The organism is Brenneria corticis, assembly GCF_003115855.1.
Classification (GTDB): domain Bacteria; phylum Pseudomonadota; class Gammaproteobacteria; order Enterobacterales; family Enterobacteriaceae; genus Brenneria; species Brenneria corticis.
In genome coordinates this window covers 1-17,265 of sequence record NZ_KZ819095.1, presented here as the reverse complement: position 1 = coordinate 17,265, position 17,265 = coordinate 1, and the positions used below count along the sequence as shown (strand labels likewise).

Annotated in this window: 13 protein-coding genes, 1 tRNA gene and 1 pseudogene; 10 read left to right on the top strand and 5 right to left on the bottom strand. The window is 55.4% G+C overall.

Translation table 11 applies throughout. The features are described 5' to 3' along the window. Window positions 1-62: 62 nt before the first annotated feature. Genes DDT56_RS20675 through DDT56_RS20665 form a run of 3 tightly spaced genes read left to right on the top strand, consistent with a single transcriptional unit; the run spans window position 63 to window position 3,898 of the window. Window positions 63-1,433 carry a sucrose-specific PTS transporter subunit IIBC gene (locus tag DDT56_RS20675; protein WP_136168272.1) on the top strand — a complete coding sequence of 457 codons (1,371 nt, stop codon included), beginning with the start codon at window positions 63-65 and terminating at the stop codon, window positions 1,431-1,433. Next, the gene (locus tag DDT56_RS20670) at window positions 1,433-2,842 is read left to right on the top strand and encodes a sucrose-6-phosphate hydrolase (RefSeq protein ID WP_136168271.1); all 1,410 of its coding nucleotides are present in this window, start codon (window positions 1,433-1,435) and stop codon (window positions 2,840-2,842) included. Before DDT56_RS20675 ends, DDT56_RS20670 begins: the two co-directional genes overlap by 1 nt. 33 nt (window positions 2,843-2,875) lie before the next feature. Continuing rightward, on the top strand, window positions 2,876-3,898 hold the full coding sequence (locus tag DDT56_RS20665; protein ID WP_136168270.1) for a LacI family DNA-binding transcriptional regulator: 1,023 nt from the start codon (window positions 2,876-2,878) through the stop codon (window positions 3,896-3,898). 21 nt (window positions 3,899-3,919) lie between these two features. Here DDT56_RS20665 and exbD read toward each other — a convergent pair whose 3' ends face one another. Next, a complete protein-coding gene (gene exbD, locus DDT56_RS20660; RefSeq protein ID WP_009114647.1) occupies window positions 3,920-4,342 on the bottom strand; it encodes a TonB system transport protein ExbD in 423 nt (140 codons plus the stop codon). A gap of 3 nt (window positions 4,343-4,345) precedes the next feature. Continuing rightward, entirely contained in the window at window positions 4,346-5,344 is a 999-nt protein-coding gene (gene exbB / locus DDT56_RS20655) for a tol-pal system-associated acyl-CoA thioesterase (protein ID WP_136168269.1), read from the bottom strand. A 545-nt stretch (window positions 5,345-5,889) separates the two neighbouring features. Between exbB and DDT56_RS20650 the strand changes: the two genes are divergently transcribed. The 3 genes from DDT56_RS20650 (at window position 5,890) to DDT56_RS20640 (ending at window position 8,892) form a co-directional block, all read left to right on the top strand. Then, window positions 5,890-6,867 (top strand): TRAP transporter substrate-binding protein, encoded by a 978-nt coding sequence (locus DDT56_RS20650; protein ID WP_136168268.1) that lies wholly within the window; start codon window positions 5,890-5,892, stop codon window positions 6,865-6,867. A 210-nt stretch (window positions 6,868-7,077) separates the two neighbouring features. Beyond that, a complete protein-coding gene (locus tag DDT56_RS20645) occupies window positions 7,078-7,584 on the top strand; it encodes a TRAP transporter small permease (protein ID WP_136168267.1) in 507 nt (168 codons plus the stop codon). 15 nt (window positions 7,585-7,599) lie between these two features. Next, complete coding sequence (locus DDT56_RS20640; RefSeq protein ID WP_136168266.1) at window positions 7,600-8,892, top strand: TRAP transporter large permease; 1,293 nt, start codon at window positions 7,600-7,602, stop codon at window positions 8,890-8,892. A gap of 96 nt (window positions 8,893-8,988) precedes the next feature. Here DDT56_RS20640 and DDT56_RS20635 read toward each other — a convergent pair whose 3' ends face one another. From DDT56_RS20635 to pepA, 3 genes are all read right to left on the bottom strand, one after another. Then, window positions 8,989-11,859 (bottom strand): valine--tRNA ligase, encoded by a 2,871-nt coding sequence (locus DDT56_RS20635; protein WP_136168265.1) that lies wholly within the window; start codon window positions 11,857-11,859, stop codon window positions 8,989-8,991. 12 nt (window positions 11,860-11,871) lie between these two features. Further along, on the bottom strand, window positions 11,872-12,321 hold the full coding sequence (locus DDT56_RS20630) for a DNA polymerase III subunit chi (protein ID WP_136168264.1): 450 nt from the start codon (window positions 12,319-12,321) through the stop codon (window positions 11,872-11,874). A gap of 87 nt (window positions 12,322-12,408) precedes the next feature. Then, window positions 12,409-13,920 (bottom strand): leucyl aminopeptidase, encoded by a 1,512-nt coding sequence (gene pepA, locus DDT56_RS20625; protein WP_009114651.1) that lies wholly within the window; start codon window positions 13,918-13,920, stop codon window positions 12,409-12,411. Between the two features lie 283 nt (window positions 13,921-14,203). Between pepA and lptF the strand changes: the two genes are divergently transcribed. The 4 genes and pseudogenes from lptF to DDT56_RS20605 all read left to right on the top strand — a co-directional run. Further along, entirely contained in the window at window positions 14,204-15,304 is a 1,101-nt protein-coding gene (gene lptF / locus DDT56_RS20620) for an LPS export ABC transporter permease LptF (protein ID WP_136168263.1), read from the top strand. After that, window positions 15,304-16,374 carry an LPS export ABC transporter permease LptG gene (lptG, locus tag DDT56_RS20615; protein WP_136168262.1) on the top strand — a complete coding sequence of 357 codons (1,071 nt, stop codon included), beginning with the start codon at window positions 15,304-15,306 and terminating at the stop codon, window positions 16,372-16,374. Before lptF ends, lptG begins: the two co-directional genes overlap by 1 nt. 216 nt (window positions 16,375-16,590) lie before the next feature. After that, a tRNA-Leu gene (locus tag DDT56_RS20610) sits at window positions 16,591-16,675 on the top strand. A gap of 188 nt (window positions 16,676-16,863) precedes the next feature. Continuing rightward, window positions 16,864-17,024 (top strand): annotated as a pseudogene (locus DDT56_RS20605) (Arm DNA-binding domain-containing protein); the annotation flags it as partial. Window positions 17,025-17,265: the final 241 nt, after the last annotated feature.

Genomic DNA, 17,265 nt, shown 5'->3' with positions numbered 1-17,265 from the left:
TTATCAGAAGCGGTAACCGGCGCTGAGGATACTGCGTATCCCAATAATAAAAGAGGAATAAAATGGACATTACCGCCACAGCGACAGCCCTTATCCCGTTATTGGGCGGGAAAGAGAACATCGCCAGCGCCGCCCACTGCGCCACCCGTCTGCGCCTGGTGCTGGCCGATGACAGTCTGGCCGACAAAAAAGCGATTGAAAATGTCGAAGGGGTCAAAGGCTGCTTTCACAACGCCGGGCAAATTCAGATCATTTTCGGCACCGGGCTGGTGAATAAAGTTTATGCCGAATTTATCAAAGCCGTCGGTATCAGCGAATCCAGCAAGTCCGAAGCCGCCACGCTGGCGGCACGGAAGCTGAACCCGCTGCAGCGCCTGGCGCGCCTGCTGTCAAATATCTTTGTTCCCATTATTCCGGCGATCGTGGCATCCGGTCTGCTGATGGGTCTGCTCGGATTGATCAAGACCTATGGCTGGGCCGATGCCGGCAGCGCGATTTTCATCATGCTGGATATGTTCAGCTCCGCCGCCTTTATTATCCTGCCCATTCTTATCGGCTTCACCGCCGCGCGGGAATTTGGCGGCAACCCCTATCTCGGCGCGACGCTGGGGGGCATTCTCACCCATCCGGCGCTCACCAACGCCTGGGGGATCGCCGGCGGTTTCCAGACCATGAATCTGTTCGGCCTGGATATCGCCATGGTGGGGTATCAGGGCACGGTATTTCCGGTGCTGCTGGCCGTCTGGTTTATGAGCCTGGTGGAGAAACGCCTGCGTAAAGTGGTGCCCGACGCGCTGGATATCATTCTCACCCCATTCCTGACCGTGGTTATTTCCGGCTTTATCGCCCTGCTGATCATCGGCCCGGCGGGCCGGATGCTGGGCGACGGCATCTCTTTCATACTGAGCACGCTGATTTCGCACGCCGGATGGCTGGCCGGGCTGCTGTTCGGCGGGCTTTATTCCGCCATTGTTATCACCGGCGTTCACCACAGTTTCCACGCCATTGAAGCCGGTCTGCTGGGCAACCCCAATATCGGGGTAAACTTCCTGTTGCCCATCTGGGCGATGGCCAACGTCGCTCAGGGCGGCGCCTGTCTGGCGGTGTATTTCAAAACCAAGGATGTGAAGATCAAGGCTATCGTTATCCCCTCCTCGTTTTCCGCGCTGCTCGGCATCACCGAGGCGGCGATATTCGGTATCAACCTGCGCTTTGTGAAGCCGTTCCTAGCCGCGCTGGTTGGCGGCGCGTTGGGCGGCGCCTGGGTGGTATTCAATCACGTCAGTATGACGGCGGTGGGATTGACGGGCTTTCCGGGATTGGCGATCGTCCAGGCTGGCTCTATGCTTAGCTATCTGATTGGTATGCTCATCGCCTTCGGCGCGGCGTTTGTCATTTCATTCCTGCTGAAATATAAAACGGATAACGCATAATGACGGAAACCCACCTGTTAAAACGCATGGCGCACGCCCTGATGGCTAACCAGAGCCGGCTTGGCGCCGATCCCCATCGTCCGCACTGGCACCTGTCGCCCAACGTGGGGCTGCTCAACGATCCCAATGGATTTATCCAGCACAACGGGCGTTACCATCTGTTTTATCAGTGGAATCCTTTAGCCTGCGCCCACGGCGCGAAATTCTGGGGGCACTGGAGCTCGCCCGATCTGGTGAACTGGCGGCACGAACCCGTGGCGCTGGTGCCCAGCGAAAGCTACGAGACGCACGGCTGTTATTCCGGTTCCGCCGTGGTTGATAATGGCGCCATCACCCTGATTTACACCGGCAATGTGAAATACGCCGACGGCTCGCGCAGCGCATTCCAGTGCCTGGCCCGAGAAAACGCCGACGGCGAGTATGACAAACTGGGGCCGGTACTGACGCTGCCCGAAGGCTATACCGGCCATGTCCGCGACCCGAAGGTATGGCGGCACGACGACCGCTGGTACATGGTGCTGGGCGCGCAGGATAAGCAGCGCCAGGGCAAGGTGCTGCTGTATCGCTCCGACGATCTGCGCGGCTGGGAGCCGATCGCCGAAATCGCCGGGTCGCGCCTTGGCGGACTGGGGGATTTCGGCTACATGTGGGAGTGCCCGGATTTATTCAGGCTGAACGGACAGGATGTCTTGATCTGCTGCCCGCAGGGCGTGCCGGCGCAAGAAGAGCGTTATCTGAACACCTTCCAGGCCGGTTATCTGGTCGGGACGCTGGATTATCAAAGCGGCGACTATCCGCACCATGGATTCAGCGAACTGGATCTTGGCTTTGAGTTTTACGCGCCGCAAACGACTTCAAGCGAGGACGGACGGCGTTTGCTGTTTGGCTGGATGGCCATTCCCGATGAGAACGAGTTTTTTGCGCCGACGATCGCCCATGGCTGGATCCATACCATGACCTGCCCGCGGGAGCTGACGCTGCGTGAAGGCAAGCTCTATCAACGGCCGGCGCGCGAACTGCAACAGCTGCGAACGCAGCACTTTGCATGGCAAGGCGTCGCCGACTATGCGCCGCCGCTGCCGGTTAACAGCGCCGAAATCGCCCTGACCGCCCAAGGCGAATTCCAGCTCGACATCGCATCCCTGATGGTGCTGTGCTGGAACGGCGAATGCCTGACCCTGAGCCGCCATAACCGCCGCACCGGCGAACCGGAACATCGCTACTGGCGCGGAGAACTGCACCAGCTACAGCTATTGTGCGATCGCTCCAGTATCGAGATTTTTATCAATGACGGCGCGGCCGTGATGTCCGCCAGCTATTTCCCCGACGGCGACGCCGCCATTACGTTCAGCGGACCGGGAAGATTGGCATTGCAGCACTGGCTGTTGACGCCATCCGTGATAAAATGACGCCCCTTTTCCCTGACAGCAGACAGATCCGCGGTGAAACAGACTAAACGCATAACAATCAGCGACATCGCCGCACTCGCGGGGGTATCGAAATCCACCGCGAGCCTGGTGCTGAACGGCCGCAGTAAAGAGTTCCGCGTTTCCGATGCCACCCGCGATCGCATTCTGGCCGTCGCCCGCGAGCAGCGCTATCAGCCCAGCATTCATGCCCGCTCCCTGCGTTCGTCGCGCAGCAATACGCTGGGGCTGGTGGTGCCGGAAATGACCAACTACGGTTTTGCCGTTATCTCGCGCGACCTGGAAATGCTGTGCCGCGAAGCGGGGCTACAGCTCCTTATCGCCTGTACGGACGAGAACGCCGGTCAGGAGATGATGGCCGTCAACAGCCTGATACAACGCCAGGTGGACGGGCTGATCGTCGCATCCAGTATGCTCAGCGATGCCGAATACCAGAAAATCAATCAGCAGTTGCCCGTTATTCAGTTCGACCGGGTGATTGGCGAGTCCGACCTGCCGCTGGTGATCACCGAGGCGATAGAATCGACCGCGACGCTGGTCGAGCGCATCGCCCGCCGGCACGGCGACGAGTTCTATTTTATCGGCGGTCAATCGCGCATTTCTCCTACCCGCGACCGTCTGGCCGGCTTTCAGTTGGGATTAGAGCGCGCGGGGATCGAGTGTCGCCCTGAATGGATTATTCACGGCAATTATCATCCCAGCTCAGGTTATGAAATGTTCGCCCAGCTCTGCGCCGAACTGGGCCGGCCGCCCAAAGCGCTGTTTACCGCCGCCTGCGGCCTGTTGGAAGGGGTGTTGCGTTACCTGAACCAGCATAACCTGATGGAGAGCGATATCCGGCTGTGCAGCTTTGACGATCACTATCTGTTCGACTGCCTGCCGTTGAAGATCGACACCATTGCCCAGGACAGTGAAAGTCTGGCGGGGAACAGCTTTGAGATGATTACCACGTTGATTGAAGAACGCGCGCTGACGCAGGATAAGCGCTATATTCCGCCGATGCATATCCACTGGCGGCACCCTGACTCACGTCAGTGAGCCAGGAAAACCGCATGATGATTATTTAGCCGCCGACTCCGCGCCCACCAGCCCCACCTTGAGGTATCCGGCTTTGCGTAGCGCATCCATCACTCTCATCATGGTTTCATAGTCCACGCTTTTATCCGCCTGAAAGAAGATGGTGGTTTCTTTATTGCCGCTGGTGGTGGCGTCCAGCGCCTGCGCCAGCGACTCCTCGCTTACCACGTCATCGCCAACATACAGTTGCTTATCGGCTTTCACCGTCAGGTAGACCGGCTTTTCAGGGCGCGGCTGCGGCGCGGCGGACGACGCGGGCAAATCAACGCGAACGTCCACCGTCGCCAGCGGCGCGGCCACCATAAAAATAATCAGCAGAACCAGCATGACATCGATAAACGGCGTCACGTTGATATCGTGCATTTCACCGTTTTCGCTCACATCATCGTTTAAATGCATGGCCATAACTTATCCCGCCCGCAGTTTTTGCGCCGATGAAGATGCCCGGTTATCATTGCTGGCCGCCACATCAAGGTCACGGCTCAACAGCAGCAGCACCTGGGCGGCGACATCGCCCACCAGCGCCTTATATCCCGTAATCCAGCGGGCAAAGACGTTATAAATCACCACCGCCGGGATAGCGGCGACCAGGCCGATAGCCGTCGCCAGCAACGCCTCGGCGATGCCTGGAGCCACGACGGCCAGATTGGTGGTCTGCGTTTGCGCAATGCCGATAAAGCTGTTCATGATGCCCCATACGGTGCCGAACAACCCGATAAACGGCGCGACCGCGCCGACCGTCGCCAGATAACCATTACCGCGCCCCATATGGCGGCCGGTGGCGGCAACGCGACGTTCCAGGCGAAAAGCCGCACGCTCTTTAATCCCGTTGTTATCGTCGGAGCGTTCGGACAGCTCCAGTTCACTCAGCGCATCCGTCAGCAGTTGCTTCGCCACTCCCCCGTTCTTGAACCTGTCCGCCGCATCCACGGCGTCCCCCAGCGTTTTGGCCCGTTCCAGCGTCAGATATTCGCGACGGGCGCGACGCTTGGCGCCCGCCAGCTCCACGCTTTTACTGAAAAAGATCGCCCAGGTAACGACAGAAGCCAGCAGCAGGCCGACCATCACCGTTTTCACCACCAGGTCGGCATGCTGATACATGCCCCAGACTGACAGATCCGTGGTCATCAGGTTATTGGTGCCCGGCGCGGCGCTGGGCGGCAGGGCGAGAGATGAAGCGGGAGCCTGCGGTGCAGATGTTGCCGGAGCGGGAGCGGACGATGTTGCGGCATCGCCGGCATTTCCATCTGATAACGGGGTTGTAGCAGGCGCCGCAAACGCATGCCCGCCGAGCCCGGTCAACAGCAGAGCGACCAGCAAGCTGCGGAAAAGTGCGCTGAACGCGCAACGTTTTTTTTGCCAGGCTGATGATACCTGTTGGGTAATGCTACTGACAGCCGTATTCACGCTGTGCCTCCACCATTAATCCATCACTAATGACACAAGAAATCAGCCTGAAATAATACCAAACCCTGAGCGAATTGATAGTCGTTCTCATTATTATTTATGCTTGTGGAACTATTTTTTTTGCGTCATTACATGATTGAATTAAGCATTTGCATTACTGGTAGGCGCATTATGAGATCAACACAAGTTATCACACCATTTATACTGCATTCGAAAAAGTGGTCCGATAACAATAAAAATACCAAAAAATAAAAATACCATTAAAAACAAAATATTATAAATATTCACTTTCGATAAAATCGAATGGACAATATGTAAAATGGCATTTCATATTACATGTGGCTTTTGTGATACGGGTCATTATTATAAGTTGTATAATAGGTTAGATTATCCCTGAGAATTAAGAGGGATTTCACCAGAATAATAGCCGGGCAAGGCATGCCCACTCTCCCGTTAAAGCTTGTTCTTCATAAAATTATTTTTATTAAAAACAATTAGTTGAATGACTTCATACCACCCTACCCATTACTTCTGGAGATAACTCAATGAAGCTGTCAAAAACCTTGATAAGCCTTTGTCTGGGCTCTGCCGCACTATTCATAAGCCTTGCTATCCAGGCACAACAAATTAAAGCCTCCGATGTTCACCCTGAAGGTTACCCTAACGTCGTTGCGGTACAAAAGATGGGGGAAAAGCTGAAAGCAGCCACCAATGGCAAACTGGAAATTAAAACCTTTTCCGGCGGCGTTCTTGGCGATGAAAAACAAATGATTGAACAGGCTCAATTGGGCGCCATTGATATCATTCGCGTATCCATGGGCCCGGTGGCCGCAATATTGCCGGAAATAGAAGTGCTTACCCTGCCATATATTTTCCGCGATGAAGATCATCTCCACAAAGTTCTGGACGGTAAAATTGGTCAGGAAATTGGCGACAAAATTACCAACAGCAATAAATCCAAATTGGTATTTCTCGGCTGGATGGATGCAGGCACGCGTAATCTGATCACCAAAGAGCCAATCAATAAGCCGGAAGATCTCAAAGGAATGAAAATCCGCGTACAGACCAGCCAGGTTGCCCTGGCGACATTAAAAGCCATGGGGGCCAACGCTATCGCCATGGGAACCAGTGAAGTATTCAGCGGTATGCAAACCGGCGTTATTGACGGCACGGAGAATAATCCGCCAACCTATGTTGCCCACAACTATCTGCCCGTCGCGAAAAACTTTACCTGGAGCCGCCACTTTATCATCCCGGAAGTGTTTCTTTATTCAAAGACCAAATGGGATAAACTTTCCAAGGAAGATCAAACGCTTATTTTAAAATTTGCTAAAGAAGCGCAGCAGGAGCAGCGTATTCTGTGGAATGAGTATACTCAGCAATCCCTGGAAAAAATGAAAGCCGGCGGCGTTCAGTTCCATGAAATAGATAACGATTATTATTTCAAAGCCACACAGCCGGTACGCGACCAGTTTGGCGGAAAATATCAGGATCTGATTAAAGCCGTCGCCGACGTAAAATAATAAACTCATTATACCCTAAATAATTCGGNAACGGCTGGCCTCCGGTGAGAGACAGGAAGTCTCTCATTTAATCCCGATGAGCTTACTCAAGTAAGTGATTCGGGTGACTGAGCGCAGCCAACGCACCTGTAGCTTGAAGTATGACGGGTATAAACGGGTAGAAAGCCTCCCTATTTTACCCGTCATCATCTATGGTAAACAGGTGAAAATATGGCTCGCACTTATATCTTAACCATGGACATTCTCTATCTTATCGCCATGTGGGTTTCCGGGCTGGCGTTATTAATTATGACGCTGATTATCCCCGTGGGCATATTCGCGCGCTATGTACTGAATGCCGCATTATCCTGGCCTGAACCTATATCTATTATTTGCATGGTGACTTTCACTTTTGTCGGCGCGGCCGTCAGTTATCGCGCCTGTTCGCATATTGCCGTCAGCATGCTTACCGATCGCCTGTCCGACGCGGGAAAGAAAGTCTGCTCACATTTAGCGAATATGCTGATGCTTTTAATCAGCCTGTTTATCCTTTATTACAGCAGCGTGTTATGTATGGAATTATGGGAGCAACCCGTAGCGGAATTTCCTTTACTTACCGCCGGTGAAAGTTATTTACCTTTACCTATCGGCTCGCTAATCACCCTTCTCTTTATTATCGAAAGAGTTTGCTTTGGCCCGCAGGATAAACGTCCTGTGGTGATGCTCGGCAGTTCTTAATCCGGAGCCAATACCATGGATGCATTTGTTTTAGTTGCGACGCTGGCGGTATTACTGGCCGTGGGCGTCCCTGTCGCTTATGCCGTAGGGTTAAGCGCCATCGCCGGCGCTTTTTGGATCGACCTGCCGCTTGAAGCGGTAATGATCCAGATAACTAACGGCGTAAATAAATTTTCACTGCTGGCTATCCCCTTCTTTATTCTGGCGGGCGCCATCATGGCTGAAGGCGGTATCGCCCGTCGTCTGGTCAGCTTTGCCTATATCTTTGTCGGTTTTATTCGCGGCGGTTTATCACTGGTCAATATTGTCGCCTCGACATTTTTCGGCGCCATATCCGGCTCATCCGTGGCGGATACCGCCTCGATCGGCTCCGTCATGATCCCGGAAATGGAGAAAAAGGGCTATCCGCGCGATTTTTCCGCAGCGGTAACCGCCAGCGGTTCCGTTCAGGCGATTCTGACGCCCCCCAGCCATAACTCCGTTATCTACTCACTGGCGACCGGCGGCACCGTTTCCATTGCTTCGTTATTTATTGCCGGCATCATGCCCGGCTTACTGCTTAGCCTGACCATGATGGTAATGTGCGTGGGCTTTGCCCATAAACGCGGTTACCCAAAAGGCGAACGGGTGCCTTTTCGCCAGGCGCTGAAAATCTTCGTTGATACGCTATGGGGGCTGATGACCGTCGTCATCATTATGGGAGGGATCCTTTCCGGCATCTTCACCGCAACAGAGTCTGCCGCCATCGCCTGTCTGTGGTCGTTCTTCGTCACCATGTTTATCTATAAAGATTACAAATGGTCTGAATTACCCAAACTAATGTATCGTACCGTGAAAACCGTCACTATCGTGATGATTCTGATTGGCTTTGCGGCGGCATTCGGGGCCATCATGACCTATATGCAGCTTCCAAGCCGCATCACTGATTTTTTCACTTCTATTTCTGATAACAAATACGTCATCCTGATGTGGATTAACATCATGTTGCTATTGGTCGGCACCCTGATGGATATGGCGCCGTTGATTTTAATTCTGACCCCGGTTCTTTTACCCGTGGCGATCTCTCTGGGTATTGACCCCGTACACTTCGGTATGATCATGCTGGTTAACCTCGGCATTGGTTTGATTACCCCGCCGGTGGGTTCGGTATTATTCGTTGCCAGTGCGGTCAGCAAAGAGAAAATCGAACGGGTGGTTAAAGCAATGCTACCGTTTTATTGCGGACTTTTTGTGGTGCTTATGCTGGTTACCTATATTCCCGCCATTTCGCTATGGCTGCCTAAATTATTTGGCGTGCACACAGGTTAACGGACCTAAATCGCCTGCTCAAGCGGACATTAGAAAAACGCCCAATGCGTAACATCGGGCGTTTGACTGACTGCGGGAAAGAAAATCTTCTACGTATTACAGCGCGGCGATAGTGGCCTGCTGTTCCAGCAATTTCGCCTTTGCCGCCGCATAGCCGTCGAGTTTTTCACGCTCTTTCGCCACCACGGCCTGCGGCGCGCGCGCCACAAAACCTTCGTTGGACAGCTTGCTTTCGATGCGGCCGATTTCAGTTTCGATTCTGGTCACTTCTTTTGCCAGACGCTCCAGCTCAGCCGCTTTGTCAATCAACCCCGCCATCGGGATCAAAAGCTCGGCGCCTTCCACCAGCTTGGTCACCGACACCGGACCTTTATCGCCCGCCGGCAGCAGCGTAATGCTTTCCAGACGCGCCAGCGTCTGAATAAAACCGCGGTTCTCCTCCACCCGACGCGTCGCCTCGGCGCTGGCGCCGCGTAACAGCAGCTCCAGCGGTTTACCCGGCGCGATATTCATTTCCGCACGGATATTACGCACGGCGATAATCGCCTGTTTGATCCATTCCAAATCGTGCAGCGCCTGGGTATCTTCCTGCGCGGCGTCGAACTCGGGGAAAGGCTGCAACATGATGGTGTCGGCGCTAATGCCTTTCAGCGCTTTCACCCGCTGCCAGATGGTTTCGGTGATAAACGGAATGATCGGGTGCGCCAGACGCAGCAAGGCTTCCAGCACGTTCACCAGCGTATGGCGCGTACCGCGCAGCTCCGCCTCCGTTCCGCCGTTCATCACCGGCTTCGCCAGTTCCAGATACCAGTCGCAGAACTGGTTCCAGGTGAACTCATACAGAATATTGGCGGCGATATCGAAACGATAGCTGTCCAGCGCTTCGCGGTAGGATTTAACCGTACGGTTGAATTCGGCCAGGATCCAGCGGTCGGCCAGCGACAGCACTTTATCTCCGCCATTCTTTTCGTCGACGTTGAAGCCGCAATCCTGATCTTCGGTATTCATCAGCACGAAACGGCTGGCGTTCCACAGCTTGTTACAGAAGTTGCGGTAGCCTTCCAGGCGTTTCATATCCCAGTTGATATCGCGCCCGGTGGAGGCCAGCGCCGCCAGGGTAAAGCGCAGCGCGTCGGTGCCGTGCGGCTCGATGCCGTTCGGGAACTGCTTTTCGGTACGCTTGCGGATTTTTTCCGCCAGCTGCGGCTGCATCATATTGCCGGTGCGTTTTTCCAGCAGGGCTTGCAGCGAAATCCCGTCCACCATATCCAGGGGGTCGATCACGTTGCCTTTGGACTTGGACATCTTCTGCCCTTCTTCATCACGGATCAGCCCCGTCATGTAGACCGTGTGGAACGGCACCTGCGGCTTGCCGTCTTTATCCTTGATGAAGTGCATGGTCAGCATGATCATGCGGGCAATCCAGAAGAAGATAATGTCGAAGCCGCTGACCATCACGCTGCTCGGGTGGAAAGCTTTCAGATCCGGCGTCTGTTCCGGCCAGCCCAGCGTGGAGAAAGTCCACAGCCCGGAGGAGAACCAGGTGTCCAGTACGTCGTCGTCCTGATTCAGCGCCACGTCGTCAGCCAGATTGTTTTCGCGGCGCACTTCCGCTTCGTCGCGGCCGACGTAAACCTTGCCTTCGGCGTCGTACCAGGCCGGGATGCGGTGCCCCCACCACAGCTGGCGGGAAATACACCAGTCTTGAATATCGCGCATCCAACTGAAGTACATGTTTTCATACTGCTTGGGCACAAACTGGATACGACCGTCCTCAACGGCTTCCACCGCCGGTTTGGCCAGCACCGCCGCCCGCACGTACCACTGATCGGTCAGCATCGGCTCAATCACCACGCCGCCGCGGTCGCCGTACGGCACCGTCAGGTCGTGCGCTTTGATCTCTTCCAGCAGGCCGAGCTCCTCAAAGGCCGCCACCACGGCTTTACGCGCGGCAAAGCGCTCCAGACCGCGAAACGCCGGCGGAATATCGCTGCTGTATGCGGTGCTGGCTTCGCCGTTGGTATCAAACACTTCGGCCTGCTGACGGATATCGCCGTCAAAGGTCAGAATGTTGATCATCGGCAACTGGTGGCGTTTACCCACTTCATAGTCGTTGAAGTCGTGGGCCGGGGTGATCTTCACGCAGCCGGTGCCTTTCGCCATATCCGCGTGTTCGTCGCCGACGATCCGGATGCGGCGCCCCACCAGCGGCAGGATCGCTTCCTTGCCGATCAGATCCTTATAGCGCGGATCTTCCGGGTTCACCGCCACGCCGGTATCGCCCAGCACGGTTTCCGGACGGGTGGTGGCCACCACCAGATAGTCTTTGCCGTCGGCGGTTTTGGCGCCGTCGGCCAGCGGGTAGCGCAGGTGCCACATGGAGCCTTTCGATTCGCGGTTTTCCACTTCCAGGTCGGAAATGGCGGTGCGCAGCTTCGGATCCCAGTTCACCAGGCGCTTGCCGCGATAAATCAGGTCTTCTTTATACAGGCGGACAAACACTTCCTTCACCGCGTTGGACAGACCTTCGTCCATGGTAAAGCGCTCGCGCTCCCAGTCGACGGAGTTGCCCAGACGGCGCATCTGCCGGGTAATGGTGCCGCCGGACTCGGCCTTCCACTGCCAGATTTTATTGATAAACCCTTCGCGGCCGTAATCATGGCGGGTTTTACCCTCTTCCGCCGCGATCTTGCGCTCCACCACCATCTGGGTGGCGATACCGGCGTGGTCGGTGCCCGCCTGCCACAGGGTGTTTTTCCCCTGCATACGCTGATAGCGGATCAGCGTATCCATAATGGTTTGCTGGAAAGCATGGCCCATATGCAAGCTGCCGGTGACGTTGGGCGGCGGGATCATGATACTGAAGCTTTCCTTGCTGGTATCGCCGTTCGGCTTGAAATAGCCTTGTTGTTCCCAGCGCTCGTAGAGCGGCTGCTCGATATCTTGCGGGTTATATTTCGTTTCCATTATGCTCAAAATTCAGTGGGTTGGCGGTTTGGCCGTGGTCAATTGAAAGCCGACGCCGCGATAGGCTTTATAACGGTCGCGCGCCAACTGTTTCAGGGATTCTTCGTAAGGGACAAAGTCTATCACTTCATGGAAAGCGGTGGCAAAATCTGCGAAATACGGCAACAGGCTAATCAGCAGATCCCGCGGGGCGTTTCCCCGCCGCTCGGGCCAGGCCAGCTCGACCGGCGCCCCCTGACGCGGCCCCTCGCCCGCCAGATTGTGCGGCACAAACGAATGGGGATCGCGCTGCCACAGCGCTTCATCCAGGCGCACGGCCTGCTGCTCGTTTTCGCAGGCGATCAATACCCGCTTTCCCGCGCGCCAACGTTCCGCCGCCACATCGCATGCCAGCGCCTCATGGGCGCTGAGTTCACCGCTTTTGTCGTCGTGTTCGAGAAGATAGAACGTTGCGTTTTTCATTGTTTACACTATTGATAAGGGCCGGAATTCCCGGCCCGGTATGACTGGTTTATTCAGGCGCGGCTTACTGTGCCTGACAGATTACCATCATTCCACGTCGTTCAGCCCGGCGCGATTGAGCAGAAACTGCGACAACAGCGCCACCGGACGACCGGTCGCGCCTTTGGCCTTGCCTGAACGCCACGCCGTACCGGCGATATCCAGATGCGCCCAGTTGTATTTGCGCGTAAAACGCGACAGGAAGCAACCCGCGGTAATCGCGCCGCCGGGCCGGCCGCCGATGTTGGCCATATCGGCGAAATTGGATTCCAGCTGCTCCTGGAACTCATCGGTTAACGGCAGACGCCACGCCCGATCGCCGGACTGCTCGGACGCGCCCAGCAGCTCGTGCGCCAGCGGATTATGGTTCGACATCAGCCCGGTGAGATGGTGGCCCAGCGCAATCACGCAGGCCCCGGTCAGCGTGGCGACGTCGATAACCACGTCGGGTTCGTAACGTTCGACGTAGGTGAGCGCATCGCACAGCACCAGACGGCCTTCGGCATCGGTATTCAGCACTTCCACCGTCTGGCCGGACATGGTGGTCAGCACGTCGCCCGGACGGTAGGAACGCCCGTCGACCATGTTTTCACAGCCGGCCAGCACGCCGACGATATTCAGCGGCAGCGCCAGCTCCGCCGCCATGCGCATCACGCCGTAAACCGTGGCGGCGCCGCACATATCATATTTCATTTCGTCCATGCTGTCGGCGGGCTTGATGGATACGCCGCCGGAATCAAACGTCAGCCCCTTGCCGACCAGCACAATCGGCCGGGCATCCGCCGAGGGATCGCCTTTATATTCAATGACGGACATCAGTGATTCATTCTGCGAACCCTGACCGACCGCCAGATAGGCGTTCATGCCCAGCGTTTTCATCTGTTGCTCGCCAATCACCCGGGTAATGATGTTCTGGCTGTAGGTATCGGCCAGCTGACGCGCCTGCGACGCCAGATACGCCGCGTTGCAGATATTGGGCGGCATATTGCCGAGGTCTTTCGCCGCCTTGATGCCGGCGGCGATAGCCAGACCGTGCTGAATGGCGCGCTCGCCGCCGGTCAGCTCGCGGCGCGTCGGCACGTTGAACACCATTTTACGCAGCGGACGACGCAGCTCGACCTTATTACTCTTAAGCTGATCAAAGGTATAGAGCGACTCTTTCGCGGTTTCGACCGCCTGACGCACTTTCCAGTAGGTATTGCGGCCTTTCACGTGCAGTTCGGTCAGAAAACAGACCGCTTCCATTGAGCCGGTTTCATTCAGCGAGTTGATGGTTTTCTGAATCACCTGCTTGTACTGCCGCTCGTCCAGCTCACGCTCTTTGCCGCAGCCAATCAGCAAAATGCGTTCCGAAAGGATGTTGGGCACATGGTGCAATAGCAATGATTGACCCACTTTGCCTTCCAGTTCACCTCGGCGAAGCAGCGCGCTGATATAGCCGTCGCTGATTTTATCCAGCTGTTCGGCAATCGGGGACAGGCGACGCGGTTCAAACACGCCGACGACAATGCATGCACTGCGTTGTTTTTCCGGGCTACCGCTTTTTACGCTGAACTCCATGTACTCTCCTGAATCTTAAAGACAAAGACGGCATCAACGGCTAGAATGTGACACTCCGTAATACTTTCCCGCCGTTGCGTTAACATAACCTGTGTTAATCTTAACGACGTAACGAATCTGCTTCGATGACTATAAGCAGGTTCTGATACAACAGCGCCAACACAGTATGTTGTAATACAGTTTTAGCTACGAAAGGTTGCCACAAATGAGTATAAATGGCGAGTTAGCGAAGAAACTATCGACTTTCCTGCAAAAAGACAAGTTTTCACAGGCGTAATCAAGCGTGATCATCATTCGATATCTGGTACGGGAAACATTCAAAAGCCAACTGGCCATCCTTTTCATTCTGTTACTGATTTTCTTTTGCCAGAAATTAGTGCGGATACTGGGCGCCGCGGTTGACGGCGACATCCCGACAAATTTGGTTATCTCCCTGTTGGGATTGGGCGTGCCAGAGATGGCGCAGCTCATTCTGCCATTAAGTTTATTTCTTGGATTATTGATGACGTTCGGCCGCCTGTATGCTGAAAGTGAGATCACGGTGATGCACGCCTGCGGCATCGGCAAACGCGTATTGCTGAAAGCCGCCGTGGTGCTGGGATTGCTGACGGCGGCGATGGCCACCATCAATGCGCTGTGGCTCAGCCCCTGGTCGTCGCGTCATCAGGAAGAAGTTCTGGCCGAGGCGCGAGCCAATCCCGGCATGGCCACGCTGGTGGAAGGCCAGTTCCAGTCCACTCAGGGCGGCAGCTCGGTGCTGTTTGTCGGCAACGTCAGCGGCCAGACGTTTGAACACGTTTTTCTGGCGCAGCTGCGGCCCAGCGGCAACGCCCGGCCTTCCGTGGTGGTGGCCGACCGCGGACGCATCTCCCAGGACGGCGACGGTTCCCAGGTGGTGACGCTGGATAACGGCTCCCGCTATGAGGGCACCGCCCTGCTGCGCGACTTTCGCATCACGGATTTCACCAACTATCAGGCCGTTATCGGCCACCAGCCCGTCACGCTGGACAACAGCGACGCGGAACAGATGAACATGCGTACGCTGTGGCATTCGAACGAGCATGACGCCAGAGCCGAGTTTCACTGGCGCCTGACGCTGATCCTGTCGGTGCTGATCATGGCGCTGATAGTCGTGCCGCTGAGCGTGGTCAATCCGCGCCAGGGCAGAGTCCTGAGCATGCTGCCCGCCATGCTGCTGTACCTGATTTTCTTCCTGCTGCAAAGCAGCATTCGTTCCAACGCCGGCAAAGGCAAAATCGATCCGATGATATGGACATGGTTGGTCAACCTGGCCTACCTCGGCATCGCCGTGCTGCTGAACATCTGGGATACGGTGCCGATGCGCCGGCTTCGTTCTCGTTTAATACTGAAGAGGGCGTTCTGATGTTTGGCGTACTGGACCGCTATATCGGTAAAACGATTCTTAGCACCATCATGATGACGCTGTTTATGCTGGTCTCCCTGTCGGGCATCATCAAATTCGTCGACCAGCTGCGCAAGGTCGGACAGGGGAACTATTCGGTATTCGGCGCCGGGCTCTACACGCTGCTCAGCGTACCGAAAGATATCGAAATCTTCTTCCCGATGGCCGCGCTGCTCGGCGCCCTGCTGGGGCTGGGAACGCTGGCCACGCGCAGCGAACTGGTGGTGATGCAGGCATCGGGATTTACCCGACTGCAAATCGCCGGCGCGGTGATGAAAACGGCGATTCCCCTGGTGCTGCTGACCATGGCGATTGGGGAATGGGTCTCGCCGACGGGCGAACAGATGGCGCGTAACTACCGCTCCCAGATGGTTTCCGGCGGCTCGATGATCTCCACGCAGAACGGCCTGTGGGCCAAAGACGGCAGCGACTTCATCTTTATCGAGCGCGTGATCGGCGATAACGAAATTTCCGGGGTCAACATCTACCATTTCGACAAGGAAAACAAGCTGCTATCCGTGCGCTACGCGGCATCGGCTTCGTTTGAGGACGGCGTATGGAAACTCACCCAGGTGGATGAGTCCGACCTGAGCGACGGCAAACAGATCGGCGGCAGCCAAACCCTGAGCGGCGAATGGAAAACCAACCTGACGCCCGACAAACTCGGCGTGGCGGCGCTCGAACCGAATTCGCTTTCCATCCGCGGACTGCGCGACTACGCCGACTACCTCAAACAAAGCGGACAGGAAGCCAGTCGTTACCAACTGAATATGTGGAGCAAGATATTTTCCCCGATATCGGTCGCGGTGATGATGCTGATGGCGGTATCCTTCATCTTTGGCCCGCTGCGCAGCGTATCCGCCGGGACCCGCATCGTCATCGGCATCAGCTTTGGTTTCCTGTTCTATGTGCTGAATGAAATCTTCCGCCCGCTCAGCCTGGTGTACGGCATACCGCCGGTATTGGGCGCCATATTGCCAAGCGCCGCGTTCCTGGTCGTCAGCGTGGTATTGCTGCTGAAACGCCGCTAGGCCGAACCGGCAAAGTCACTGAACGGTTATCGCTCCAGTGACTTTGCACCGGCAGGCAGGTTGCAGCGCGGCCCGACTCCCCTCCCCCGCGCTGAAAACGCGATAACGCCTTGCCAAAGATGATTTTTTCAGCACTTGACCCGACGGCGGGCGGATTAAAGTTGCGCGCAAGTCGGCAAACGGTATAATGCACCCGTTTTCCGCATACCTCTTCGTGCCGAAGTGGCGAAATCGGTAGACGCAGTTGATTCAAAATCAACCGTAGAAATACGTGCCGGTTCGAGTCCGGCCTTCGGCACCATTTGATGCAATTAAGTCGCCTGCGGGTGGCTTTTTTTATGTCTGAAATCCAGTATCCACAAGGCTTTCCTCGCTTTTTCATTCAACCTGATTCAATCTACATCAACTTACTGTTGCGGGTACAACTGCGGGTATATCCCGGTTCGATAATGTTTGTACCCACACAGAACCCTTGAAAGGATACTCATCATGGCTCTGAGTGATGTGAAAGTTCGTTCGGCTTAGCCTGAAGAAACAGCTTATAAGCTTACCGATGGTGACGGCAGGTGTTACTGGTTCATCCTAACGGTTCAAAGTACTGGCGGCTACGTTATCGCTTTGACGGTAAAGAAAAGATGCTTGGAGTTGGTTGAGAGGATGAACGACATCATCGCTAAACACTTTCCGGGAATGTTAGCGCAATAGTTGCGGAGAGCTTTGACGCCCTTGGATAACAAGCATATGATCCGTCGTAATTTCTTTTCTTCTTGAAGGGACGGGTATGGGTAACCGAATGTGGATGATTCGCGGCGATGGCGGCAAGCTCTATGATGACTTTCGCGGAGCCTGTTTATAAAATTGTGTAATCGCCTGTTTTTGATATGTTTACCG